The 26365-nt window shown below is 57.8% G+C and carries 23 protein-coding genes and 1 pseudogene; 12 read left to right on the top strand and 12 right to left on the bottom strand.

Going from position 1 to position 26365, the window contains the following annotated elements:
- Window positions 1–322 precede the first annotated feature (322 nt).
- From JFT81_RS07315 to JFT81_RS07325, 3 genes and pseudogenes are all read left to right on the top strand, one after another.
- Complete coding sequence (locus JFT81_RS07315) at window positions 323–1699, top strand: cystathionine beta-synthase (RefSeq protein ID WP_201226740.1); 1377 nt, start codon at window positions 323–325, stop codon at window positions 1697–1699.
- Complete coding sequence (locus JFT81_RS07320; protein ID WP_201226741.1) at window positions 1696–2868, top strand: cystathionine gamma-synthase; 1173 nt, start codon at window positions 1696–1698, stop codon at window positions 2866–2868. Before JFT81_RS07315 ends, JFT81_RS07320 begins: the two co-directional genes overlap by 4 nt.
- Before the next feature lie 436 nt (window positions 2869–3304).
- Window positions 3305–3430, top strand: a pseudogene (locus tag JFT81_RS07325) (LuxR C-terminal-related transcriptional regulator); the annotation flags it as partial.
- Between the two features lie 85 nt (window positions 3431–3515).
- Here JFT81_RS07325 and JFT81_RS07330 read toward each other — a convergent pair.
- A complete protein-coding gene (locus JFT81_RS07330) occupies window positions 3516–4514 on the bottom strand; it encodes a bile acid:sodium symporter family protein (RefSeq protein ID WP_201226742.1) in 999 nt (332 codons plus the stop codon).
- Window positions 4515–4598: 84 nt separating this feature from the next.
- Between JFT81_RS07330 and JFT81_RS07335 the strand changes: the two genes are divergently transcribed.
- The gene (locus tag JFT81_RS07335) at window positions 4599–5387 is read left to right on the top strand and encodes a helix-turn-helix transcriptional regulator (protein ID WP_201226743.1); all 789 of its coding nucleotides are present in this window, start codon (window positions 4599–4601) and stop codon (window positions 5385–5387) included.
- A gap of 226 nt (window positions 5388–5613) precedes the next feature.
- Window positions 5614–6597 carry a TerC family protein gene (locus tag JFT81_RS07340; RefSeq protein ID WP_201226744.1) on the top strand — a complete coding sequence of 328 codons (984 nt, stop codon included), beginning with the start codon at window positions 5614–5616 and terminating at the stop codon, window positions 6595–6597.
- A 97-nt stretch (window positions 6598–6694) separates the two neighbouring features.
- Here the strand turns inward: JFT81_RS07340 and JFT81_RS07345 are convergent, their stop codons facing one another.
- On the bottom strand, window positions 6695–7795 hold the full coding sequence (locus JFT81_RS07345) for a polyamine ABC transporter substrate-binding protein (RefSeq protein WP_201226745.1): 1101 nt from the start codon (window positions 7793–7795) through the stop codon (window positions 6695–6697).
- 361 nt (window positions 7796–8156) lie between these two features.
- Window positions 8157–9563: a cytosine permease gene (locus JFT81_RS07350; RefSeq protein WP_201226746.1), complete on the bottom strand. Its 1407-nt coding sequence runs from the start codon at window positions 9561–9563 to the stop codon at window positions 8157–8159.
- Between the two features lie 324 nt (window positions 9564–9887).
- Here JFT81_RS07350 and JFT81_RS07355 point away from each other — a divergent pair, with 324 nt between their 5' ends.
- Window positions 9888–10373 (top strand): flavin reductase family protein, encoded by a 486-nt coding sequence (locus JFT81_RS07355; protein ID WP_201226747.1) that lies wholly within the window; start codon window positions 9888–9890, stop codon window positions 10371–10373.
- Window positions 10374–10513: 140 nt separating this feature from the next.
- Here JFT81_RS07355 and JFT81_RS07360 read toward each other — a convergent pair whose 3' ends face one another.
- A complete protein-coding gene (locus JFT81_RS07360; protein ID WP_201226748.1) occupies window positions 10514–12460 on the bottom strand; it encodes a methyl-accepting chemotaxis protein in 1947 nt (648 codons plus the stop codon).
- Window positions 12461–12663: 203 nt separating this feature from the next.
- Between JFT81_RS07360 and JFT81_RS07365 the strand changes: the two genes are divergently transcribed.
- Window positions 12664–13707: an LLM class flavin-dependent oxidoreductase gene (locus JFT81_RS07365; RefSeq protein ID WP_039763087.1), complete on the top strand. Its 1044-nt coding sequence runs from the start codon at window positions 12664–12666 to the stop codon at window positions 13705–13707.
- Window positions 13708–13792: 85 nt separating this feature from the next.
- On the opposite strand, the gene JFT81_RS07370 is transcribed toward JFT81_RS07365, so the two are convergent.
- From JFT81_RS07370 to JFT81_RS07405, 8 genes are all read right to left on the bottom strand, one after another.
- On the bottom strand, window positions 13793–14800 hold the full coding sequence (locus JFT81_RS07370) for a glycosyltransferase family 2 protein (RefSeq protein ID WP_201226749.1): 1008 nt from the start codon (window positions 14798–14800) through the stop codon (window positions 13793–13795).
- Between the two features lie 281 nt (window positions 14801–15081).
- Complete coding sequence (locus tag JFT81_RS07375) at window positions 15082–15615, bottom strand: hypothetical protein (protein ID WP_201226750.1); 534 nt, start codon at window positions 15613–15615, stop codon at window positions 15082–15084.
- Between the two features lie 116 nt (window positions 15616–15731).
- The gene (locus JFT81_RS07380; RefSeq protein ID WP_201226751.1) at window positions 15732–16019 is read right to left on the bottom strand and encodes a hypothetical protein; all 288 of its coding nucleotides are present in this window, start codon (window positions 16017–16019) and stop codon (window positions 15732–15734) included.
- Window positions 16020–16360: 341 nt separating this feature from the next.
- Entirely contained in the window at window positions 16361–16894 is a 534-nt protein-coding gene (locus JFT81_RS07385; RefSeq protein ID WP_201226752.1) for a hypothetical protein, read from the bottom strand.
- Window positions 16891–18777: a DUF637 domain-containing protein gene (locus tag JFT81_RS07390; RefSeq protein WP_347340482.1), complete on the bottom strand. Its 1887-nt coding sequence runs from the start codon at window positions 18775–18777 to the stop codon at window positions 16891–16893. The genes JFT81_RS07385 and JFT81_RS07390 overlap by 4 nt, the downstream gene beginning before the upstream one ends.
- Window positions 18711–18908, bottom strand: coding sequence for a hypothetical protein (locus JFT81_RS07395; protein ID WP_242485583.1), 198 nt, complete (start codon window positions 18906–18908; stop codon window positions 18711–18713). The genes JFT81_RS07390 and JFT81_RS07395 overlap by 67 nt, the downstream gene beginning before the upstream one ends.
- 24 nt (window positions 18909–18932) lie before the next feature.
- Complete coding sequence (locus JFT81_RS07400; protein ID WP_201226753.1) at window positions 18933–20639, bottom strand: ShlB/FhaC/HecB family hemolysin secretion/activation protein; 1707 nt, start codon at window positions 20637–20639, stop codon at window positions 18933–18935.
- A gap of 158 nt (window positions 20640–20797) precedes the next feature.
- Window positions 20798–21247, bottom strand: a complete 450-nt coding sequence (locus JFT81_RS07405; protein WP_201226754.1) for a helix-turn-helix domain-containing protein — start codon at window positions 21245–21247, stop codon at window positions 20798–20800.
- Window positions 21248–21440: 193 nt separating this feature from the next.
- On the opposite strand from JFT81_RS07405, the gene JFT81_RS07410 reads away from it, so the two are divergent.
- The 5 genes from JFT81_RS07410 to argE all read left to right on the top strand — a co-directional run bounded on the left by JFT81_RS07410 (window position 21441) and on the right by argE (window position 26354).
- Window positions 21441–22259 (top strand): alpha/beta hydrolase, encoded by an 819-nt coding sequence (locus JFT81_RS07410; RefSeq protein ID WP_201226755.1) that lies wholly within the window; start codon window positions 21441–21443, stop codon window positions 22257–22259.
- 350 nt (window positions 22260–22609) lie between these two features.
- Window positions 22610–23929 carry an NAD(P)/FAD-dependent oxidoreductase gene (locus JFT81_RS07415; RefSeq protein ID WP_201226756.1) on the top strand — a complete coding sequence of 440 codons (1320 nt, stop codon included), beginning with the start codon at window positions 22610–22612 and terminating at the stop codon, window positions 23927–23929.
- Between the two features lie 58 nt (window positions 23930–23987).
- Entirely contained in the window at window positions 23988–24404 is a 417-nt protein-coding gene (locus JFT81_RS07420; protein ID WP_201226757.1) for a RidA family protein, read from the top strand.
- Window positions 24405–24531: 127 nt separating this feature from the next.
- Entirely contained in the window at window positions 24532–25209 is a 678-nt protein-coding gene (locus tag JFT81_RS07425) for a DUF1028 domain-containing protein (protein WP_201226758.1), read from the top strand.
- A complete protein-coding gene (gene argE / locus JFT81_RS07430) occupies window positions 25206–26354 on the top strand; it encodes an acetylornithine deacetylase (protein ID WP_201226759.1) in 1149 nt (382 codons plus the stop codon). Before JFT81_RS07425 ends, argE begins: the two co-directional genes overlap by 4 nt.
- Window positions 26355–26365: the final 11 nt, after the last annotated feature.

Below are 26365 nucleotides of genomic sequence, written 5' to 3' on the forward strand. Positions count from 1 at the left end.
TTTCTCTCATGATCGAATGATCGTTGTCTGCCGCCGGAAAAATTCCAGCGCGTGCCTGACCGAGCGGATTGCACTGCAGGATATTCGCTCATAGATCAAGCTGTTCGACGCCATGAAGACGCCCTTTGAATACTCAATGGCGCCTCGATATAAACGCGCTCGAAACAGCCACGCACACTCTTTGATTCGGTTCTATCGTTAGATCGAAATGGCTGTATTTGCGGCGGACTAAAGGTTGCGACAGAGGATGTCTGCGCCTATGTTGCAGGCGAGCTTTTCCCCCGCGAATGGAACGCGATCAACACCACAAAGAGGTGAAGAAATGTCTAAGGAATCACGCCCTGCCGTACTTGGGCTGATCGGCAATACTCCGCTGGTTCAAGTCACTCGCTTTGATACCGGGCCGTGCACACTGTTTCTCAAGCTTGAATCACAGAACCCCGGCGGCTCGATCAAGGATCGCGTCGGCCTGGCGATGATCGACGCGGCTGAGCGTGACGGTCGCCTGCAACCGGGCGGCACCATTGTCGAGGCCACTGCCGGCAACACCGGCCTGGGCCTGGCGCTGGTCGGCCGCGCCAAAGGCTACCGCGTCGTGCTGGTGGTACCGGACAAAATGTCCACCGAGAAAGTCCTGCACCTGAAGGCCATGGGCGCTGAAGTGCACATCACCCGCTCCGATGTCGGCAAGGGTCACCCCGAGTATTACCAGGACGTCGCGGCACGTTTGGCCAAAGACATTCCCGGCGCCTTCTTCGCCGATCAATTCAACAACCCCGCCAACCCCCTCGCCCACGAATGCTCTACAGCGCCGGAGATCTGGGCGCAGACCGAGCATGACCTGGATGCCATCGTCGTCGGCGTCGGTTCGGCCGGTACGCTCACCGGGCTGAGCCGCTTCTTCAAACGCGTGCAACCGGATCTGGAAATGGTTTTGGCCGATCCGGTAGGTTCGGTGATGGCTGAATACAGCCGCAGCGGCAAGATGACCACACCCGGCTCGTGGGCCGTCGAAGGCATCGGCGAAGACTTTATCCCGTCGATCACCGACCTCACCAGCGTGCGCCACGCCTACTCGATCAGCGATGAAGAAAGCTTCGATCACGCCCGGCAATTGCTGCGTGCCGAAGGTATTCTCGGCGGCTCGTCGACCGGCACCTTGCTCGCTGCTGCCCTGCGTTATTGCCGCGAACAGACCGAACCGAAACGCGTGGTGAGTTTCGTCTGCGACACCGGCACGCGCTACCTGTCGAAGGTCTACAACGACCAGTGGATGACTGATCAGGGGCTTTTGCAGCGCAAACGCTATGGCGATTTGCGCGATCTGATCGCCCGCCGTTTCGAGGATGGCCGAGTTATCAGCGTCGGTCCCGACGACACGTTGCTGACCGCGTTTCAGCGCATGCGTCTGGCCGACGTTTCGCAATTGCCGGTGCTGGTTGAGGGCAAGCAACTGGTCGGCGTGATCGACGAATCGGACATCCTGCTGCCGGTGCACGAAGACGCCGCACGCTTCAGCCAATCGGTCTCCAGCGTGATGACCGACAAACTGCAAACCCTTGCGCCCGGCGCCGCGCTCGCCGAGCTGGAAGCGGTGCTCAGTCGTGGCCTCGTGGCCATCATCGCCGATGCTTCAGGCTTCCACGGCCTGATCACCCGCACCGACATGCTCAACCAATTACGGAGATCCCTCGCATGAGTCAGCACGACGATAAATCCCAAGGCTTCGCGACCCGAGTGATCCACGCCGGTCAGGCGCCGGATCCGACCACCGGCGCACTGATGCCGCCGATCTATGCCAACTCCACTTATCTGCAAGACAGCCCAGGCGTGCATAAGGGTTTCGACTACGGCCGCTCGCACAACCCGACGCGGTTTGCGCTGGAACGCTGCGTGGCGGATCTGGAAGGTGGCACCCAGGCGTTTGCGTTCGCTTCCGGGCTGGCAACGATTTCCACGGTGCTGGAACTGATCGACGCCGGTTCGCACGTCATCTCCGGCAATGACTTGTACGGCGGCACCTTCCGCCTGTTCGACAAGGTGCGCCAACGCAGCGCCGGGCATCGTTTCAGCTACGTCGATCTGACTGACCTGTCGGCATTCGAAGCGGCGTTGCAGGACGACACGCGTCTGGTCATTGTCGAGTCGCCGACCAACCCGCTGCTGAGCCTGTCCGATCTGGCGGCCATTGCCCGTATCTGCCGTGCGCGCGGGATCATCAGCGTGGCCGACAACACGTTTGCCAGCCCCTATATCCAGCGACCGCTGGAGCTGGGTTTCGACATCGTGCTGCACTCGACCACCAAGTACCTGAACGGTCACTCCGATGTAATTGGCGGTATTGCCGTGGTCGGGCAGAACGCTGAACTGGCGGAAAAACTGGGTTTCCTGCAAAACGCCGTGGGCGCGATTTCCGGGCCATTCGATGCGTTTCTGACCTTGCGCGGGGTGAAAACCCTGGCGCTGCGCATGGAGCGTCATTGCAGCAACGCACTGGATCTGGCGCGGTGGCTGGAGCAGCAGCCGCAGGTAAAACGCGTCTACTACCCGGGTCTCGAGTCGCACCCGCAACATGAATTGGCCAAGCGCCAGATGCGGGGTTTCGGCGGGATGATTTCCGTGGATCTGAACAGCGATCTGGCCGGCGCGCGGCGCTTCCTTGAGAACGTGAAGATCTTCGCACTGGCGGAAAGCCTTGGCGGTGTCGAAAGTCTGATCGAGCATCCGGCGATCATGACCCACGCGACCATTCCACCTGAAACCCGCGCAAAACTGGGGATCGGTGATGGCCTGGTGCGTCTGTCGGTGGGCGTTGAGGACATTGAAGACCTGCGCGCTGACCTGGCGCATGCGCTGACTAAAATCTAAGTTTGCAAGAACGACAAAGCCCGCCATAAGCGGGCTTTGTTTGTTCGAGTAGGCGGCCAGTGCTGGTCTCTGGCTTACAAGGTTTATCGGGCTTCCCACAGTACTGGGCCAACGTGAAAAAAATTGGCGGCCTCAGCTGCTTCACACGGCGTAAGGGCTGGATCTCAGCGCGGAGATCTTTCTAACCGTGTACCCTTCGGAGCGCGCCCCACGCTCCCTTGCTATCCGCTTGCGCATCAGTCTGCGTCTTCGCCTACACCTTTGAGCCTAGCAAAAGGTCGCGAATACGGAGCAAGGTTTTTAGACTGATTTCAGCTTTGCCCCTCAAGTCCAGTAACTGAAGCACCTATCGCCCCTGACGCACTCTGGCCGGCTCAACGCCTGTGCGGTTTTGCCTGCATGGAGATGTTGGCTGTGCTGGCTTAATCGATGGCTTCAGGAAATCGCCCGCGAACTGGACATATCGCCGTTCACGGAACGCATCCACGTGTCGTCGCTGTTGCGCACACTCAACGTGCCCTCGCGCGCAGCCGCCGCCGTAAAATACACAGGAACCCTGTAGGAGCTGCCGCAGGCTGCGATCTTTTGATTTTGTTTTTAAAAGACAAGATCAAAAGATCGCAGCCTGCGGCAGCTCCTACATGGGGTTATGGGTCGACCTGGGCCATCAACTCCGGCACTGATTCCGGGCGCTTTGCGTAACGCTGGGCCAGCACGGCACAGACCATCAACTGGATCTGGTGGAACAGCATCAGCGGCAGAATCAGCACGCCGATGGTGCTGCCGGCGAACAATACCTGCGCCATGGGAACGCCTGTGGCCAGGCTCTTTTTAGAACCGCAGAACAGGATGGTGATGCGGTCTTCCTGACTGAAACCGAACACTTTGCCCAACAGCGTCGACGCCAGCAACACCAGCGCCAGCAGGATGCAGCAGACCACCACCAACCCCAACAGCTCGATGACCGGAATCTGGTGCCAGATGCCTTCGTTGACCGCTTCGCTGAACGCGCCGTAGACCACCAGCAGAATCGAGCCCTGATCGACAAATTTCAGCCAGTTTTTATTGCGCCCGACCCACGCGCCGATCCAGCGACGGGCGATCTGCCCGGCAATGAATGGCAGTAGCAACTGCACGCTGATTTTCAAGATCGCATCAAGGGTCGAACCGCCGTCGCCGTGGACGTCGAGCAGCAGCGTCACCAGCAATGGCGTGAGGAAAATCCCGAACAGGCTCGATGCGGCCGCGCTGCAAATCGCCGCTGGAATGTTGCCCCGAGCCAGAGAAGTGAAGGCAATCGCCGACTGCACGGTGGCTGGAAGTGCGCACAGATACAGCATGCCCATGTACAACTTGTCGCCGATCAACGGCGACAGCAGCGGTTTCAGCGCCAGGCCCAGTAACGGGAAAAGGACAAACGTCAGGCCGAACACCAACAGATGCAGGCGCCAGTGGCCGGCGCCGGCAATGATCGATTCACGGGAAAGTTTGGCGCCGTGCAGGAAAAACAGCAGCGCAATCGCCAGGTTGGTCAGCCAGCCGAAGCCAACCGCGACCTGACCGCTGGCCGGCAGGAAGCTGGCCAGCAGCACGACGCCAATCAGCGTCAGGGTGAAGTTGTCGGGCAAAAATCTTGGGCGAGTCATGGTGTTTTTATCCGGGGGTTGCCAGTGCGTGCTGACGACTCTAACGTGACTGTAAATTACCGACTAACGCCGAAGGGCCACAAGATGCCGCCTAAAGGACACGACAAAAGCATCCGGCGCAGTATTCCCGGGCTGCCCAGCCTGCCGCGCCCGCTCTACGGACGCACCGAATCGCTGCCCAATCGCGCCCTGACCCGCCGCCACAGCCACCCATGGGTGCAATTGTCCTACGCGATTCAGGGTGTGCTGGAAGTACAGACCAGCGCCGGCCGCTTCGTCGCGCCGCCAGAGCGCGCGGTGTGGATTCCGGCGGGTGTGCCGCATCGGGTGTTCAGTTCGCCGCAGACCGAGATGCGCAGCCTGTACATCGATTGCAGCGTTGCCGGCTGGGCGGTTGGGCACTGTCATGTGCTCGGCGTGAATGACTTGCTCAGGGAGCTGATTCGCGCATTCAGTCAGGTGCCGGTGGAATATGACCAGAGTGGCCCACATGGACGTCTCGCCCAAGTGATCCTCGACCAACTGGCCGACGCCCCAGCCATCGACCTGATGCTGCCGCTGCCCCAGGACGCGCGTTTGCGGCAGATCTACCAGAGCCTGGAGCAGCATCCGGAACAACAGACCACGTTGAGCCATTGGAGCGAAAAATTCGGCGTCACTGAAAAAACCCTGACCCGTCTGTTCCTGCGTGACACCGGCCTGACCTTCCGCGCCTGGCGCCAGCGCTTGCGCCTGCTTGGCGCACTGACGCCGCTGGAGAAAGGCGAACGCGTGACAGACGTGGCACTGGCCTGCGGGTACGACTCGACGTCGGCATTTATCGCCGCGTTCCGCCAGCAATTTGGCGAAACACCGGGGGAGTTTTTTCGTTGAGACTACTTGCAAAACGAAATGTCGGTGGTCATCGCTGAAGATGCTGCTCAGTGAGGGGTTGTGCCATGGGGCTCACCGGCTAAACAACGAAGATTGGGAGCGTGATCGCCCGACACTTCGTTTTTATCGAACTCTGCCGCAGAAATAAACGATTTTTCTTCCACGCAAACTCGTCGCTAGCATGAGCTCGACTGACCCCGAGCCCATAAAAGATCAGGAGCGTGCAATGTCAGCCCACGTCATCAATATCGGCGAACCCTGGATGTGGGGCGCCTTCATCGTCTTCGTTCTGGCCATGCTGGCATTGGATCTGTTTGTGTTCGGGGGGCGCAAGGCGCATCGGGTGTCAGTGCGCGAAGCCTTGTCCTGGGTCATTGCCTGGTGCTTGTTGGCGTTGAGTTTCGCCGCCCTGCTCTGGTGGTACCTGAACGGCACGTTCGGCACCGACATCGCCCGGCAGAAAACCCTGGAATTTCTCATCGGTTATCTGATCGAGCAATCGCTGTCGATCGATAACATGTTCATCTTCGTGATGATCTTTGGCTACTTCGCCGTACCGCCGGAGTTGCAGCGACGGGTGCTGCTGTACGGCGTACTCGGGGCGATCGTGATGCGCGCGGCGATGATTTTCGCCGGCGTGTGGCTGGTGTCGCAGTTCGAGTGGTTGCTGTATGCCTTCGGCGTGTTCCTGGTCATCACCGGAATCAAGATGCTGGTGTTCGCCGAGCAACAACCGGACCTCGACAACAACCCGTTGCTGCGTTGGGTGCGCGGGCACTTGCGCATCACCAGCGGCTTCCATGGCGAGCGGTTTTTCATCCTGCAAAACGGCGTACGCTGGGCGACGCCGATGTTTCTGGTGTTGGTGTTGATCGAGGCCAGTGACTTGATGTTCGCGGTCGACAGCATCCCGGCGATCTTCGCCGTGACCACTGACCCGTTCATTATCTTCACCTCGAACATCTTCGCGATCATGGGCCTACGGGCGCTGTACTTCCTGCTGGCGGACATGGCTGAACGCTTTCACTTGCTCAAGTACGGCCTGGCGATTGTGCTGGTATTCATCGGTGGAAAAATGGTGGCGATGCCGTGGTTCCACCTGCCGGTGGAATGGTCGTTGGCGGTGGTGGGTGGGGTCATCCTCGGCTCAGTCCTGCTGAGTCTGGTGACGAGCAAAAACAAAGCCCCCGGACAAAACTCAAACCTGTAGGAGCCGAGCTTGCTCGCGAAGAGGCCGGCACACCAAATATGAATATTGGATGTGCCGACGCTTTCGCGAGCAAGCTCGGCTCCTACAAAGGGCGGGTTTATTTATCGGACTTGATGCTGGTCCAGACGCGGGTGCGTACGCGTTCGAGTTTTTGCGGCAACGGCTGGACCACGTAGAGGGTTTTCAGGGCTTCTGGCGTTGGCGTCAGGTTCGGGTTGTCGGTGATCTCTTTGTTGATCAGCGCCATCGAATCCTTGTTCGCGTTCGGGTAGCCGAGGAAATCACTGATCGGTGCGATGACTTTCGGATCAAGCAAGGTGTTGAGGAACTCGTGGGCCTCTTCGACGTTTTTCGCGCTCTTCGGAATGGCAAAAGTGTCGAACCAGATCGGCGCGCCTTCCTTCGGCAAGCGCCAGTCGACCACCACGCCGTTGCCCGCCTCTTTGGCGCGATTGCCGAACTGGTAGAAACTGCCGGAGTAACCGATGGCCACGCAGATGTCGCCGTTGGCGATGTCGGTCATGTACTTGGCCGAATTGAAGTAGGTCACGTAGGGGCGAACCTTGAGCATCAGCTCCTTGGCTTTTTCATAGTCGGCGGGGTTCTGACTGTTCGGGTCGAGGCCGAGATAATGCAAGGCCAGCGGCAGGATTTCCGACGGCGAATCAAGCATCGCCACGCCGCAGGATTTGAGCTTTTCCATGTTCTCCGGTTTGAACACCAGATCCCAACTGTCCACCGGCGCGTTGTCGCCCAGGGCAGCCTTGACCTTGGCCGGGTTGAAGCCGATCAGCACCGTGCCGACCATGTAAGGCACGCCGTACTGGTTGCCGGGGTCGTTCTTGTCCAGCAGTTTCAACAGCGCCGGGTCCTGGTGACTCCAGTTCGGCAGCTTCGACTTGTCGAGTTTCTGGAACACACCGGCCTTGATCTGCGTGTCGAGGAACTGGTTCGACGGCACAACGAGGTCATAGCCGGAGTTACCGGTGAGCAGTTTGGCTTCCAGGGATTCATTGGTGTCGAAGGTGTCCCAGGTCACTTTGATGCCGCTTTTTGCTGCGAAGTCCTTGGGTACGGCCGGCAGAATGTAGTCGGCCCAGTTATAAACCCGCAGTTCGCGTTGCTCGGCCTGGACGGCGCTGGCCAGCAGCGTCAGTCCACACACGGTGGCACCCAGAATGCGTTTCATCGTGACCATGGTTGTATCCCCAGAATGCGGCGTGAGTTCGATGGTTTTTATGTTCTGTACACGGCAGCGGCTGTAAAGGTAGCCGGGGTAAAAAAGGTCCAGCGTCTAGTTGTGGCTTTGATTCTTGCCGACAGCGTAGACGGATCACAGTGGGGGATGGGCCAAAAGGGGATCGATGTGGCCAATATGAATGACCACCCGGATGCGCGAGCATCCCGCGAATCACTTGTAGCGAGGGGATTTATCCCCGATGGGCTGCGAAGCGGCCCCCCCGTTCAATCCTGGGGAGAAACGCATTCGCTGATTTGACGACTGCTTCGCAGCCGATCGGGGATAAATCCCCTCGCCACAGTTTTGGCTGCGGGGGGACTTAGTCTGTGTAGCCCAGTTGTGCCACCCTGCTCTGTTGAGCCTGGCCACGTGTCGCTAGGCAGTAATACAGCGGCACCGTGACCACCAGGCCGACCAGCCACGACAGATCCGCACCATCGACCAGGTTGGCGTAAGGCCCGACATACAACGAGGTGTTGGCGAACGGCAACTGCACGATGATGCCGATGAAGTAGGCAACGATCGCGTGCAGATTGAAACGACCATAAATGCCACCGTCAGCCTGGAAGATCGAGGCGATGTCGTAGCAACCGCGCTTGATCAGGTAGAAATCGATCAGGTTGATCGACGCCCACGGCACCAGCACCAGCAACAGCGCCAGAATCAGCCCGATGAACTGGGAAATGAAATCCGCCGAAGCTCCAAGCGCCACCACACAGCAACCCGCCAACACCACGCTCGACAACACCACGCGCACTTTGATGCTCGGCGTCCATTGACTGGCAAACGTCTGGATCGAGGTGATGATCGACAGCACCGCGCCGTACAGATTGAGCGCGTTGTGGCTGATGATATTGAGCAGAAACAGCACCATCAGAATCGGCCCCAACCACCCGGTCGACTGCTTGACCGCGACCATCGCCTCGGTGCCTTCCGGGGTCGCCAGCACCGCAACGGCGCCGAAGCTGAACGACAGAATCGTGCCCAGCGTCGCCCCGAGATACGTGGCCCAGAACGGCTTGGCGATGCCGATGTCCGCCGGCAAGTAGCGCGAATAGTCAGAGACGTACGGCGAGAAGCTGATCTGCCAGATGATCCCGAGCGACACCGTCGCCAACCAGCCCGACAGGTTGAAGCTGCCGCGCGTGAGGAAGTCCGTCGGCAAGTCATGGCTGAAGATATAGATGAACCCGGCCAGCAACGCGCTGCCCATCACCCAGGTGCCGATGCGATTCAGCGTGTGAATGAAGTTGTAACCGATCACACCAATCGCTGTGGCTGCCAACGCACCGACCAGAATGCTCAGCGGCGCCGGCACTGACGGCGCGATGCCGACAATGGACTTACCGGCAAGCACAATGTTGGAAATGAAGAAACCGATGTAGATGAGCGCCGCGAAGAACACGATCAGCAGCGCACCATAACGGCCGAACTGACCGCGACTCTGGACCATTTGCGGAATGCCCATGCGCGGACCTTGCGCCGAGGCCAGCGCAATCACCACGCCGCCGATCATGTGCCCCAGCGCAATCGCCAGCAGCCCCCAGAACAAATCGAGATGGAACACCTGAACCACCATGGCGCCGGTGACGATGGGCAGTGGCGCAATGTTGGTGCTGAACCAAAGGGTGAAAAGGTCGCGGGCCTTCCCGTGGCGTTCCGCGAGTGGGACGTAGTCGACCGTGTGATTCTCGATCAACGGATCTTGCCGGGACATCTGGGACATATGCATGAACTCGAGTTTGTCTGTTCTTATCGTTGTATGAAGCCAAACCGGGGGGACTCTCTGGCCGCCCCTCAGATGCCAACCATATTATGGTATTCCACACTTTGCACAAGACTGATCCGCTGATTTGCACGCTATCTGATCCGCTATCCTCGCTGAACCCGCCCTCCTTTAGCTAGACAAAAGCCCCGTAAACATTGCGTTTCTCACGAAAGTGGCACGTTTATCGGTTCACCTAAAAAGATCTTGCAAAGAAGGTATTACGGTATACCATCAGACCTACAAACAAATAAAAACCGAGTCAAAACACCCGAGGACCACCCAATGATCGATGCCGCCATCTACAAACAAGTCATGGGCTCGTTCCCGTCCGGCGTCACTGTTATCACCACGCTGGACGACGACGGTCAGATCGTCGGCCTGACCGCCAGCGCCTTCAGCTCGTTATCGATGGAGCCGGCGTTGGTGCTGTTCTGCCCCAACTACAGCTCCGACTCCTATCCGGTTTTAATCAAGAACAAACGTTTTGCCATTCATGTTTTGTCCGGCGGCCAGCAAACCGAAGCCTACGCTTTCGCCCGTAAAGGCAAGGACAAGGCGCAAGGCATCGAGTGGACATTGAGCGAGCTGGGCAACCCGATCCTGGCCAATGCAACGGCGGTGATCGAGTGCGAGTTGTGGCGCGAATATGAAGGGGGCGACCACGCGATCATGGTCGGCGCCGTGAAGAACCTCATCGTTCCCGAACAGATCGCCGGGCCACTGGTTTACTGCCACGGCAAAATGGGCGCCCTGCCCGTTGTGGCCTGATCCCCCAATCAACACATAGCCCATGTGGGAGCGAGCCTGCTCGCGAAGCGGTTGCGTCAGACAACAATGTGTTGAATGACACAGCGCCTTCGCGAGCAGGCTCGCTCCCACAGGTTTTTAGGGTGTTTGGGCTGGCGGGGTCAGGTACGGAACCGGCTCACCAGCTGATTCAACGTCTGCGACAACGCCGTCAGGTTCTGCGCATCCTGCCGCGTCGAATCTGCCAGGCTCGCGACCAACTGCGCATCGCCATGAATCTGGCTGATGTGCCGATTGATGTCCTCGGCTACTTGATGCTGTTCCTCTGCCGCTGTGGCGATCTGCGTGTTCATGTTGCGGATCACGTCCACCGACTCACGAATCAACCCGAAACTCGCCCGCGCCTCGTTGATCGACACCACGGTTTCTTGCGACACCTCAAGGCTGGCGTGCATCTGCTTGCCCATCTGATGGGTGCGCCGCGCCAGATTGCCGAGCAAGGCATCGATCTCGCCCGTGGAGTCGGCCGTACGTTTGGCCAGTGCACGGACTTCATCCGCGACCACGGCAAAACCACGGCCCTGCTCACCGGCTCGCGCGGCCTCGATAGCAGCATTCAACGCCAGCAAATTAGTCTGTTCGGCGATGGATCGAATGGTGCCGAGGATCGACTGGATATCGTTGCTGTCTTGCTCCAGTTGCTGCATCGACTCGGCGCTGTGGCCGATCTCCTGGCTCAGACGTCCGACGTTATTCACCGCCGCATCGATCTGCTGCTGCCCGGTACGGGCCTGCCGCTGACCGTTGTCCGCCGAGTCTGCTGCCTGACTGCACGACCGCGCGACCTCGTTGGAAGTGGCGACCATTTCATGAAACGCCGTCGAGACCATGTCCACCGCCTCGCGCTGGCGTGAAGCAACTTCGGCCATTTCCGCCGAGACTTCAGTGGCGCTGCCTGAGCTGCTGTGAATCTGTCCGGCCGCCTGACCGATGCGTTGAATCAACGTGCGAATGGCTTCGAGAAACTGATTGAACCAGCCGGCCAACTGCGCCGTTTCGTCCTGCCCGCGCACGTCAAGTCGCGCCGTCAGATCACCTTCACCTTGCGCGATGCCTTCCAGCCCGCTGGCCACCCCGCGAATCGGCTTGACCATCAACCCGGCAAACCACGCCCCGGCCACAGCGAACAGCAGCGCGCAAGCGACCGCAATAGCGGCGATGATCCAGGTCAGACGTGTCGCCCCGGCCATGACTTCGCTGGCCTTGACCACACCGACAAAGCGCCAGCCCAACACCTCTGACGGCCAGACCAACGCCATGTAACGCTCGCCGGCCAGTTCAACTTCCACAAGACCTTTGCCCGCCTCGGCCAGTTGTTTGTAGCCGTCGCCCAAAGCGTCAAGTTGCTTGAAGTTGTGCGCCGGATCACTTGGGTCGACGAGCACCGTATTGTCAGCTTCCATCAGCATCAGATAACCGCTGTCGCCGAGGCGAATTTGCTTGACCAGATCGGTCAGTTGCTTGAGCGACACATCGATATTCACCACCCCGGCATTGCTGCCCAGTTGGTTATTGAAGCTGCGCACCGTGCTGACCAGCACCACGTCATCAGCCGCCCAGTAATAAGCATCAGTGCGCAGCGTCTTGCCGGGATTGGCCATCGCGGTTTTGTACCAGGGCCGCGTGCGCGGGTCGTAATTAGCCAGCTTCGGATCGCCCGGCCAGAACAGATACCCGCCCTGCTCCGTGCCCAGCGACAGATAGGTGTACGCCGGATGCGCCTTGGCCAGCCCGGCAAACAGCTGGAACAGTTGTGGGTCCTGCGGCCCCATCGGCACCTGCGCCGCATCACTGCTCAGATAACGTTTGAGGCTGGCGTCGATGCCCTGCAATTGCGGATGCTCGGCCAGATACGCGACGTTCTGGCTGATGCCCTCGAAGAACAGCTGCATGGCGTTTTCGACCTGGCGTACTTCCCTCCCGGTGCTGTCGATAAAGTTGTCCCGCGCGCCATCCCGTACATTGAGGATGATCAACACAGCCACCAGCAACACCGGCAGGCTGGCGATCACCGCGAACGCCAGGGTCAATTTTTGTTTGATGTTCATCTACTGCGCCTTCCTTGTTCGAAGTGTCGGTCAGAAATATTTTGCGGATATTCCGTATTATGGTATACCAATATTCAATCAACCGACCAGCCGTCCTTGAAGGCGTGCTTGAATGGTGAGAAGACTTGCGAGCGTTCAGCGCTCATGCCAGTGACACAGGCCCGCAAACGACCGGCCATCAACAAAAGATCCGAGGTAGCGTCATGAAATTTTCCCTGTTCGTACACATGGAACGCTGGGACGAAAGCGTCAGCCACCGCCAACTGTTCGAAGACTTGACCGAACTGACCCTGATGGCCGAGGCCGGCGGTTTCAGCACCGTGTGGATCGGCGAACACCACGCCATGGAATACACCATCTCGCCGAGCCCGATGCCGCTGCTGGCCTACCTCGCGGCGAAAACCACGACCATCCACCTCGGCGCCGGCACCATCATCGCGCCGTTCTGGCACCCGTTGCGGGTCGCCGGTGAATGCGCGTTGCTCGACGTCATCAGCAACGGCCGCATGGAAGTCGGCCTGGCCCGTGGCGCCTATCAGGTTGAATTTGATCGCATGGCCGGTGGCATGCCTGCGTCATCCGGCGGCCAGGCGCTGCGCGAGATGGTTCCGGTGGTCCGCGCCCTGTGGCAAGGCGACTACGCCCACGACGGCGATATCTGGAAATTCCCCACTTCCACCAGCGTGCCGAAACCGATCCAGAAGCCCAACCCGCCGATGTGGATCGCCGCCCGCGACCCGGATTCGCACAACTTCGCCGTGGCCAACGGCTGCAACGTGATGGTCACGCCGCTGATGAAGGGCGACGAAGAAGTTCTCGATCTGAAGAACAAATTCCAGACCGCGCTGGACAACAATCCGGACGTGCCGCGCCCGCAGTTGATGGTGCTGCGCCACACTCACGTACACACCGCTGATGACCCGGACGGCTGGAAAGTCGGCGCCAAAGCGATCTCGCGGTTCTACCGCACCTTCGACGCGTGGTTCGGCAACAAGCAGACCCCGGTCAACGGCTTCCTCGCGCCGAGCCCGGAAGAGAAGTTTGCCGGGCGTCCGGAGTTTGAACTGGAAAGCCTGCACAAGACGGCGATGATCGGTACGCCGGAAGAAATCATCCCGCGCATCAAGTACTACCAGGAACTCGGAGTGGATGAGTTCAGTTTCTGGTGCGACAACAGCTTGCCGCATGAAGAGAAGAAGAAATCGCTGGAGCTGTTTATCAAGCACGTGGTGCCGGCGTTTCGTTGAAAAGCGTGTACTAGAGGCGCAATAAAAAGGGGCGAATTCATCGATATGAATTCGCCCCTTTTTGCACTTGTCAGCGAGTGAAAAACTAGCCCTGAACGGAGCCTTTTCGACTCCTGCGCAGCTGCTTCAACGTGAAACGCAATTTGCGCACCCCGTGAGCAATGCGCGGAAACAGCAATGTCCAGCGAGGATGCACCACCACCCCGCAATCACGGCTGTCTTGTCGAGTCATCGAAGTGATCTGCCGCGGCAACGGCACACCGTACTTGATGCACTTGGTGATCAGTGCATCGACATTGCGCTCCATGAAATTCAACGCAACTTCCCGCCCGGCATTGAACGACCCAACGTGTTTCTTCAACGCTGCCAGGGTGTCGCGGTACGCGGCATAACTGCCCATCACGTACTCGACATCCTTATGGCTTTGCGTCAGCGAGCCGCTCCTGACCCGTTGAAAGTAATAGTCCGCCGCGGTGGCAAACGTGGCGTGGCTGTGCAGATAAATGTTCATGCTGAACACATGATCTTCGTGAGCGCGCCCTTCCAGCCGCACCGCGAAACGCTCGCACACCGAACGCTTGAAAATGTACTGCCACGTCGCCGCGTGATACTTGCCGGAGAGAATCAGGTCCTCAAGCAAGTCGCGCCCGGCATCGAACCAGCCGCTACGGCTGGCGGCAGTGTTGCGACGCAGCATTTGCCTTTTGCCGTCAGTTTCGGTGAATGAACGCTTGGAAAAGTAAAACAGCTCAAGTGCAGGGTTCGCCTGGACTTGTTCGACCAGCGTACTGAACATTTCAGGGCTGACCACATCGTCCGGATCGCAGAAGAACACATACTCCCCGCTCGCCAGCGCCAGGCCGTTGCGCCGTGCTGCACCCACACCCTGATTATCCTGGGTCACCACTTTGACGTCCGCACGATGGCCAAAGCCTTCCTCAATGACGCCAAGTGTGCCGTCGGTCGAGCCGTCGTTGATCAGGATGATTTCATGCAACGGCACGGGCTGGTTGATCAGCGAATCGAGCGTTTCAGCGATGTAGGACTCAACGTTATACGTGGGAATGACAACGGAGATTTTCGGAACAGACACGTTGTTGAGCACCTGAAATGACGGCGTAGGCCGATAACGGGAATTATTGAGGCAAGGTTGACGTGCGGAGAACTCAGGAAGGCACGTTTAAACGACCCACGGCAAAGCGATGCCAAAATGATGGCTCATCATAAATGGTCACCGTTGGAGCGTCAAAGAGCGCAAGCAGCGTTACTGCGACATTTCGTTGCTGAGGTCACTGTTTACGTATAAATGACGAGCGATAAACGACGTGCCGGTCATGTTGTAAAATACCGACTGGTGTGAATCGCACCTACCTTTTAATAACGGATCCACTTTCCTGTAGGAATTAATTTCGGCGCATTCGGATCAACCAAATAAAGCCATTCTGGCTCATGCCCTACCGTACCGATCAAAACACCTAGCGTATCTGGATGATCGGGCATTGCGCCTGAATGTATAGCGCCTATGTAACTGTTTTCGCCATAAGGATTGTGCATCTGAAATCGCAAAGTACCATCCGCATTAAAAATCGCTGCATTGCTCGGATATCCGAAAAACCAAGAATTCTCTGAACCACTAAAGTTGTAAGGCTCTTTTTCAAAAACCACAAAAACCCCGGTTCTATCTGGCAATATATTTAGCACCTCTTGTATTGAAACATCAACCTCCACACCATTATCCAGCACCAAATACTGCCGACGCCTTACTACACAACGTCCTTTTGAATCGTGAATATATTGTTTTATATCTTCAAAACTAGTGCCTCCTCCATCCCAGGCATCAAAGCGCTCAAAAACGACACCATTGTCCAGTTCTACAACCGTTACAACCTTATCTATTAAAGTTTTCACTTTAGCGTACTCACTGCGATCTTGTCTCCCTCACAAAGCTTTTACAAAAAAGTAAAATAGGGAGAACTTTATTTTTTCAGAAGAATATCAAAGCCAATTCATGCTTCACTCGACATTCAGTAACGAATCCACTTCCCTGTAGGAATCAATTTCGGCGTTTCAGGATCAACCAAATAAAGCCATTCTGGCTCATGTCCTACCGTACCGATTAATACACCTAACGTATCTGGATGCTCGGGCATCGCACCTGTGTGTATAGCGCCTATGTAACTGCCTTTTCCATCGGGGTTGTACAACTGAAAACGCAATGTTCCATCACCGTTGAAGATAGCAGCATTGTGAGGGCACACAAAAAACCAAGGTGCTTCAGCAGAGCTAAACCTGTGCGGCTTTTCCTTAAACACCACCAGTACCCCAGTCCTATCAGGCAATATGTATGGGATACCAGCAGCGAAAAATACAACCTCTGAACCACTATCTAAAACTATATAATTTTTTTCTCTACAACCTCACTCACATTCACATGTTTAACTTGCGCCATTTCGACTTCAAAAGCGGTTCTCCTGCCCTGCCAATCACAATAGCGCTCAAAAACTGCTCCATCAGCATGCACCACCTCAGTCCTTATACATTCTACAAGATCAATCATTTCATCGACTTCAAACTGTAAAAAACGGCGAAACAAATGGGACGGATTTATTTTCAGACACATTCATCAAAAAACCAGCCCACTTCCACTCGATATTCAATAGCGAATCCACTTCCCTGTGGGAACCAATTTCGGCGCATCAGGATCAACCAAATAAAGCCATTCTGGCTCATGCCCTACCGTACCGATCAAAACACCTAGCGCATTTGGATGTTCGGGCATTGCGCCGGAATGTATGTCACCTATGTAACTGTTCTCTCCATAAGGATTATGCACCTGAAAACGTAAAGTACCATCCGCATTATAAATCGCTGCATTGTTAGGATACCCGAAAAACCATGGGGTTTCGCGACTACTAAGCTTATAAGGCTCCTGACCAAACACCACCAGAACACCGGATCTATCCGGCAGAATAATAATCGACTCATTTATGGGCATTTCAACTTCAACACCACTATCTAAAACCAAAGCCTGTCGCACACTGATCACTTTGTGCTCTTGAGCGTAAATCATATTTTTTTTTCGTTCTTCAAAGCTCGTACACGCGCCATCCCAACGAACAAACTCATGAAATGTGTGCCCACCTTCATATTCGTCCGTTAATCGAACTTCGCTAATTAAATCTTTCATTCTAGCGACCTCACCGACTTCATATTGACCTCATAAAGCTCCGGATTAGTTCTAGGTGATTTATCCATGAAATTCACCTGATGCCCTCCGCCAGGCAAGTGAACGCCATTGAGTTTATCCCACATATCGCCAACGGTTCCCTCGCGCGTGCCTACACCCGGCTTAATCGTAAATTCAATCTGGAACAGTTTTCCACTTTTAAACTCTTCAGAAACTGCGAGTTTATTCCTGACATCTGCTACTGAATTTATTGGCGTATCGGTTGCCCACGCCCCAAGAGCTGAGGATGGACTTCTACCATCCTTAAGTTCGTTCCGCATCTTATTAAGCTGACTTTCGTTGATAGTCATCGTCATCGTTCGCGGCTGATCCAATACCTTATCTGTCACGATTGTCCCCTCTTTCCAAGCTGGACGTTGTGTCCCCCAGTAAGGAGGATCTATTCCACCTGACTGCTCTTTCAGGAGCAGATCATTCGCTGTTTTCTGATCATCCACACGCGGCAGACCATCACGATCAGTGACCAGTCCAGCGTTGATATTCTCCGCACGATGCTCTCTCCCCGGAGCAAAGTCACGCTGTCCAGACAGTCCAAAACCCTCTGCATCGCGAGAGGCGTTGAATTCAACTCTAGAGACTTCAGATGTGGCGCCTGTGGCAGTGCCAGTCTTCTTCGGGGCCAAAACCAACGCCCCAGTCCCTTCGAGGTATTTCCCTGCACCTTTGAGCAGTATTAATTCAAGTGCGGCTTTTGCTGCTTCCGTCCCGTAGTCACGAAGCGGATTCACATCACCGGGGTATGTTGCACTGCTGAAGGACGCAAGTACCCTGTCGCCTTGGGTGTATTCGTAAGGTGCAAACAGTCGCCCGGTAGCTTCCCAGCTTTCCAGGAAGGAAGCGGCACCCGCTGCTCCGGACAGTGCCGGCAGAGTGCAACCAACGAAAGTGACGCAAGCAGGGCTTGTCAATACCGCCCCGCTGTAACCCGCTACAGCGCCGGCCCCGGCGAGTATCGCCTGGACGGCATTACCAGTACGTTGAGCACTTTCTTCATTGCGCACCAAGCCATCGTTGACCTGGTCCCATTTCGAATATTCGTCAAAGGCTCTGGTGGCGAAAAGCGCATTTTGTGCATCCTTGAACCCTCTGCCATCGGCCTCCAGTGCTGTCAGCGCCTCATAATTGGCTTTGTCATCGGGGTGAACCGAAGCACTGCAATGAACCAGGGCGCAAGCTGCCGCTCTGAGTTGGTACGCTTTTTCGGGGTTTTCTTTTTGCAGCTTTTCCAGCGCCAAGACTTCTTTTTGATGGAGCTGACGGTTGTACTGGTCAGCCATCAAAGCGACCCACGATGCCTTGTTAACGTCTCCGCCGGCCAATCCAGCGGCTGTCAAACCGACAATCTGGGAAAATGCCTCGCGCAACCTGGGCAGCGTGTCGAACGTAGAGTTGAGTGCTCCAGCCATGGCCTGACTGGCGCCTGCGGCCACCGCGCCGGTTTTGAAATCTCCACCGGTTGCGCTGGATATCGCGCCGCCCATCAACGCGTGCAACGCGGTGCGGCCAACGCCGCCCTCGGCCCACATTGCCATACCAGTCGTATCACCCACATCATGTGCCGCTTGCCAGTGATCCTGGGCGTAGCCCCCGACAAAGTTGAACGCGGTGGCGGCAGCCACATTGCCTGCCTGGGAAATCAGCCCTTCCTTCAGGTTCTGGCTATAGCTCCCCCCGCTGATCACGGTTTTTATGGCCCCGCCTGCAAGCCCCTGTGCACCTGCATGAACAGCGAATCCACCAATATCTTGAAGAGTGTTTAGGTCAAATCCTTTTCCAGTGAGGTGTTCGGGTTGGCCACCACGATGCCGTCGGCCTGCGCCCAAATCGGTTGCCAGAACATGACGTTCGCCAAGAGAAATGCCAGGCCGCGCTTGGGCATGCCCAGAAAGTGTTCGCGGTTTTTTTCGGCAGCAGCAGGCTGACTGGCCAGAAAGGCCAGTTGACGGATGTCCATGTCAGAATCTCGTGGCGAGCAGTTTTAGAGGAAGAATTCCAGGTGGAAATAAATCGGAGCTTCGCGCTCGGTCAGCGCATCCGGTCGTTCCAGAGAGTGCGCGAAGGTCACGCCAGCGGAGACATGCTGGCCACGGGCGAACAGGTCCAGCGAGTTGCTCGACATGCGGCCGTGCTGATCGCCGTTGTAGCGACCGTTCTGGATCACGCCCTGGTCGTAGCCCAGGCTGGTGCCGTATTCGGAGAACACCGGTTGCAGCCACTCGACAGTCACCGGACGCGTCCAGCGCAAATCGTTACGCCAGTAACCACCGCTGTCGCCGGACAGCGACTGGTCCTTGTAGCCACGAATCGATGGCGATCCGCCGAGGCTGGTGCGCTGCGGACTGAACAGCACGTCCTCACTGCGCTGGCCGGTCATCAGGCTGCTGAAGCTGAACGATTCGCCCCAGAGTTTGAACGGCTGCAAGTAGCTCAGGGTCGCGGTGTATTTGCGGTAGCGTGCGTCGGGTTCGCCCGGTCCCGGATCGTGGCTGCCTTGCGCGTCAAAGGCACCGATGCCTTCCTGCATCCCGGCATCGAAGTTGACGAAGGCACTGCCGACGCGGCGACCGTGGTTGAAACCGAACTGCGCTTCGCTGATGCGGTTGCTGCTCAGTCTGAGTTTGCTGTCTTCGATGAAGTTGTTGGTGCGCATGTACGACAGACCGGCGCTGAGAGACGTCTTGCTGACCGAGTCGCGATGGATCACGCGTTCAGCGCGAAACTGATGGTTTTCGCTGTCGCCGGTCTGCTTGAAGTTGTAGAGGTTGGCGGCGATTTGCGAGCGGTACTCGCTCTGGCTGTAGGTGTAGTTGAAGTTCCACCAGCCCCACGGCACGTTGTAGCTGAGCATGGCGTTGTTGGAAGTGTGCTGATGATCGGTCATCGCATCGTGACCGCCGCGCAGGCTCAACTGATCGGCAAGACCCAACGGGCTGTCCCAATCAAACGTCGTGCCCCACTGCTGTTCACCAGTGCTGCGCTGGCCGTCGTTATTGCGCGACAGGCCAACGCGCCACGGTTTCTGTGGAGTGTTGGTGACCAGCACTTCGCTGCCGCCGACGTTCTGCCCCGGTGCCAACTCCATTTTTGCCTGATTGGACGGCAGGCGATTGAGCTGATCGACCATTTGCTCGATCTCGCGCAGGTTGACCAGTTCACCAGTCTTGCCGGGAAACGCCATGGCCAGTTCGCGATCCGAGATTTTGCTGTTTTCGGCGCCCTTGAGGCCTTCGAGTTTGCCCTCGACCACCAGCACTTTCAGGTGCCCGCCGGACAAATCCTGTTGCGGCAGATAGGCGCGGCTGGTGACCAGGCCCTTTTCGATGTAGTAATCGGTGATGACTTTAAGCAACTCGTTGAGCTGCGGCACGCCGAGGCATTCACCGATGTAGGGTTTGAGCAGACGAGTCCTGGCGCTCTCCGAAAGGCTGTCGGCGCCCTTAAGCTCAATGTCTTTGATCGGGAAGCAACGGGTATCGGTCGGCGCTGCCGGTTGCGCAGGTTTGACTTCCTTGCCCGGCAAATCCTTGAGTTCTTCGAGGCGTCGCTGCTGCTCTTCGAGCAAGCGATTCTGACGTTCGCGAATCAGGTCGGTTTCACCAGGTGTGGGTGCAGCGAAAGCACTCTGGAGTGGAGAAAGGCACAGCAAAGCTACGCACAACCTCGTCACGAGGACGGGTGGGTACATGTTCGATCCCTTGAGACGGAAAGTGACATCAAAATAGTGGCGCGATATTAGATAGCCATCACTTTGGCGTCAAACAATCGTTTCAACCTTTTGTCGGGCTTGTATCAAGGATTGAACAATCGAAGCCATTGCGGCTCGCCCAGCACTGCTTTTGCCAATCAGTGCTCAACAGCCAAGCGGGTCGCTACATCCTCCGGTGCAAGCACACGACCATCGGCGGCCACCAATTCCAGCTTGCGAATCGGCTGGCGATTCTGCGCATCAACCATCACCGAGCCCGTCTCACCCGCCTCGTACATGAACTCCCCGCCCCACTGCGACAGCGCAACGATCACCGTCTGCAGGGCTTTCCCCCGTTCTGTGAGCACGTATTCCTTGTACGCGCCGCCATCCGCCGCCGGGACGGTTTGCATGATCCCCTGCTCCACCAGCGCCTTGAGCCGGGCGCTGAGCATGTTCTTGGCGATATCCAGGTTCTTCTGAAAATCACTGAATCGCCGAATGCCGTCCAGTGCATCACGGATGATCAGTAGCGACCACCAGTCGCCGATCAGGTCGAGTGTCCGGGCGACCGGGCAGGCGGCGCCTTGCAGGCTTTTGCGCTTCACGTGAACGTACTCCATCAAATCAATGGTCAGCCTGACGGCTCAGGGTTGCATCATACAACTCTGTCACGGGTTGGCGATCTTGCGCGGGTCAAACCTGACCCAGCACTTGCATACAAGTAGTGGAACGACTTTGCGCCGATAGTGAATGGAGCCATTTCGGCTTCACGAGCGATCCCTGACGCAAGGAGTTTGCATGAGCACGTTCTTCACTCAAGACGGCATCGAAATCTATTACAAGGATTGGGGCAGCGGTAAGCCCGTACTGTTCAGCCACGGCTGGCCGCTGGATGCCGACATGTGGGAATACCAGATGGAATACCTGAGCAGTCGCGGTTACCGCACCATCGCCTTCGACCGTCGTGGTTTCGGTCGTTCCGAGCAACCGTGGAACGGCTATGACTACGACACCTTCGCCGACGACATCGCGCAACTGATCAATCATCTGGACCTGCGTGAAGTGACACTGGTGGGCTTCTCCATGGGCGGCGGCGACGTCAGCCGCTACATCGCCCGGCATGGCAGCGAGCGCGTGGCCGGGCTGGTCTTGCTGGGCGCGGTGACACCGTTGTTCGGCAAGAAGGCCGACTTCCCGCAAGGCGTCGACAAGTCGGTGTTCGACGGGATCAAGGCCGGTCTGCTGAAGGATCGCGCGCAGTTCATCGCCGATTTCGCCGCGCCGTTTTACGGCACCAACCAGGGCCAGAGCGTTTCTGCCGGTGTGCTCACCCAAACCCTCAACGTCGCGCTGCTGGCGTCGCTTAAAGGCACCGTGGATTGCGTGACGGCGTTCTCGGAAACCGACTTCCGTCCGGACCTGGCCAAGATCGACGTGCCGACCCTGGTGATCCATGGCGACGGCGACCAGATCGTGCCGTTTGAAACCACCGGCAAACAGGCGGCGGCGCAGATCAAGGGTGCCGAGCTGAAGGTTTATGCAGGCGCACCGCATGGGTTTGCGGTGACGCATGCACAAGAACTGAATGAAGACCTGTTGGCGTTCCTCAACCGATAAACCCTTCCAAGGTTCCCGCTACCCTTGTGGCGAGGGGATTTATCCCCGTTGGACTGCGCAGCAGTCCCTTTTTGAAATCAAAAGAGGGGCCGCTTCGCGCCCCAACGGGGATAAATCCCCTCGCCACGATAATCACTCAGACATTGCTTTTTTGTACGCAATCTTCGTTGTTGATCTTCGAGGAAAGCGCCGTATTTAAAGGCTTTCAGCCCTCTGCATCAGAATTTTATCTTCACATCCCAGCTTAATAATATTTTACCGATACCCCCCTCCTCCCTAGTCTGACCGCAAGCAAAACGGACAAGCCAACAGCGCCCGAATCCAACTGCCTTGCTAGGAAGGATGTAGAGATGACCACTGAAATAATAAAAACAGACACGCTGATTGTGGGTGCCGGCCAAGCAGGAGTGGCCATGAGTGAACACCTGAGCAAACTCGGTGTGCCGCACCTCGTGCTGGAGCGCAATCGCATTGCCGAACGCTGGCGCACCGGGCGTTGGGACTCGCTGGTGGCCAACGGTCCGGCGTGGCATGACCGCTTCCCGGGCTTGGAATTCGATGATGTCGATCCCGACGGTTTCGCCCCAAAGGAACGCGTGGCCGATTACTTCGAAGCCTATGCGAAGAAATTCAATGCGCCGATTCGTACCGGCGTCGACGTCAAAAGCGTGGTGCGCAATGTGGGTCGCCCAGGCTTCACCGTCGAGACCTCCGAGGGCGTGATCGAAGCCAGCCGCGTGGTTGCTGCTACCGGCCCGTTTCAGAAACCGGTGATCCCGGCGATTGCCCCGCAAGACCAACGTCTGCTGCAAATCCACTCCGCCGACTATCGCAACCCGCAGCAACTGCCGGAAGGCGCGGTGCTGGTGGTCGGCGCGGGTTCGTCGGGCGTGCAGATTGCTGATGAACTGCAGCGCTCCGGCAAGCAGGTTTACCTCTCGGTCGGCGCCCACGACCGCCCGCCTCGCGCTTACCGCAACCGCGATTTCTGCTGGTGGCTGGGGGTACTTGGCGAGTGGGATCAGGCGGCGATGAAGCCTGGCCGCGAGCACGTGACCATTGCGGTCAGCGGTGCCCATGGCGGGCGCACCATCGATTTCCGTGGGCTGGCCCATCGTGGCATGACCCTGGTCGGCGTCACCGAGTCGTTCAACAACGGCGTGGTGACCTTCAAACAGGATCTGGTCGGCAACCTCAATCGCGGCGACGAAAACTATCTGGCGCTGTTGGACGCTGCCGACGCTTACATCGAGCGCAATGGTCTGGATCTGCCGGAAGAACCTGAAGCGCGCGAAACCTATCCAGAACCTGAATGCGTGAAAAATCCGCTGGCCGATCTGGATCTGGCCAAGGCAGGTATCACCTCGATCATCTGGGCGACAGGTTTTGCCGTGGATTACTCCTGGCTGCAAGTGAACGCTTTCGATGACAAGGGCAAACCGGTGCATCAGCGCGGTGTGTCGAGTGAGCCGGGGGTTTATTTCCTCGGTCTGCCGTGGCAGTCGCGTCGCGGTTCGTCGTTCATCTGGGGCGTATGGCACGACGCCAAACACGTCGCCGACCACATCGCCACCCAGCGCAAGTATCTGGACTATCGCGATGCAGAGCAGCGTGAAGCCGCCCTGCATACCCCTGCACACAGCAAAGCCGCCGACACCGTCGACGCTTGATTCCCCTCTTTGGCCCAGGCGCCGATTGCGCCGGGCAAATCATCTTCAGGAGCTGCACATGAGCACGCCAACCCACACCCGTATTCGCATGTTCAACACCAAAGACACCTACCCGAACCAGACCCTGGACAACGACCTCTGCCAGGCCGTCCGTGCCGGCAACACCGTGTATGTGCGGGGCCAGGTCGGTACTGATTTCGACGGCAATCTGGTGGGCCTCGGCGATCCTCGCGCGCAGGCCGAACAGGCCATGCGCAACGTCAAGCAACTGCTGGAAGAAGCCGGCAGCGACATGAGTCACATCGTCAAGACCACCACCTACCTGATCGACCCGCGTTATCGCGAGGCGGTGTATGGGGAAGTCGGCAAGTGGCTCAAAGGGGTGTTTCCGATTTCGACCGGGTTGGTGGTGTCAGCGTTGGGGCAACCACAGTGGTTGATGGAGATTGATGTGATTGCAGTAATTCCCGAGTAAGGCATCACACCGCGTTGTGGCTTTCGCGGGCAAGCCTTGCTCCTACAGAAGCAGATCTTTGTAGGAGCAGAGCTTGCTCGCGAAGAGGCCCTAAAGGACAACCATTTCCTCAAAAAGGATTAAAACCATGACCTTTTCAATCGCCGCCCGCTGCGCCGAAACCGGCCAGTTCGGTATCGCCATCAGTTCTTCCAGCATCGCCGTCGGCGCCCGTTGCCCATGGCTGCTGCCGGGCGTCGGCGCGGTATCGAGCCAGAACATCACCCTGCCGTCGCTCGGCCCGGAAGTCCTTGCGCTGATGGAGCAAGGCCTGGCGCCTGACGACGCGCTGGACAAAGTGCTCACGCGCAACGGCTACAGCCAGTACCGCCAGATCACCGCAATCAATCACCTCGGCCAGACCGCTCATTTCAGTGGCGCACAAACCCTCGGCGTCAACAATGCGGTTCCCGGCGAACAATGCGTGGCGGCCGGCAACATGCTCGCCGGGCGCTCGGTGATCGAGGCGATGGTCAGTGCCTTTGAAGGCGGCGAAGGGCAACTCGCCGACCGTCTGCTCAAAGCCCTGCACGCCGCTCAAGCCCTTGGTGGCGAAGCCGGTCCGGTGCATTCGGCAGCCGTCGTGGTCGTCGGCGAACAGACCTGGCCCATCGTTAACCTGCGTGTGGATTGGGCCGATGAAGACCCGATCGGCCAGTTGCAAAAACTCTGGGATGCCTATCAGCCGCAATTGCAGGACTACATCAATCGCGCCCTCGATCCCGCCAAGGCACCGGGCTACGGCGTCGCCGGTGATGATCGATGAACAGCGTCGAGTTGCTCAGGGCGCTGGTGGCGTTCGATACCACCAGCCGCGAATCCAACTTGCACCTGATCGAGTTCGTCCGTGATTACCTCGCCGGTTTCGACGTGCCGTGCGCGCTGATCTACAACGACGAGCGCAGCAAGGCCAACCTGTTCGCCACGATTGGTCCGGCCGATCAGCCGGGCATCGTGCTGTCCGGGCACACCGATGTGGTCCCGGTCGATGGCCAGCCGTGGACGCTGCCGCCGTTCGAGCTCAGCGAGCGCGACGGCAAACTGTTCGGCCGTGGCACGGCGGACATGAAGGGCTACATCGCTTGCGTGCTCGCCCTGGTGCCTTCGCTGGTGCAGGCCTCGTTGCGCATGCCAGTGCACATCGCCCTGTCTTATGACGAAGAGGTCGGCTGCCTCGGCGTGCGCTCGTTGCTCAAGGTTCTGCAACAGCGTCCAGTCAAACCGCTGCTGTGCATCATCGGCGAACCGACCGAGCTGCAACCGGTGCTCGGCCACAAGGGCAAACTGGCAATGCGCTGCGATGTGCACGGTCATCCATGCCATTCGGCCTATGCGCCGCTGGGGGTTAACGCCATCGAATACGCCGCCGAACTGATCGGCGAACTGGGTCGCCTCGGCCAGCAACTGAGAGCGCCGGAACTTCACGATGCGCGCTTTGATCCGCCCTACAGCACCGTGCAAACCGGGGTCATCAGTGGCGGCAAGGCGCTGAATATCGTTCCTGCCGATTGCCGTTTCGACTTCGAGATACGCGCCCTGCCCTCACAGGATCCGGCGCGGGTCGCCGAGGCGCTGCAAGCCTACGCCGAACGTGAGGTGCTGCCGCGGATGCGCGCGGTCAGTGAGCACAGCGCTATCCGTTTCAGCGAGTTGTCGGCATATCCGGGGCTGGTCACCGATGCGCAGAGTCAGGCTGCCGAGTTGATTGCGGCGTTCTGCGATTCGACGGATTTCGGCACCGTGGCGTTCGGCACCGAAGGTGGTCTGTTTGATGCGGTGGGCATTGCCACGGTGGTCTGCGGGCCTGGCAGCATGGATCAGGGCCACAAACCCGATGAGTTTGTCAGCCTCGATCAGTTGCACGCTTGCGATGAGATGCTTCAGCGCATGCTGGCATTTATCCGCGGTTGAAACCCGGCTCG

It is taken from the genome of Pseudomonas sp. TH43 (genome assembly GCF_016650635.1).
In the GTDB taxonomy this organism is placed as follows: Bacteria; Pseudomonadota; Gammaproteobacteria; order Pseudomonadales; family Pseudomonadaceae; genus Aquipseudomonas.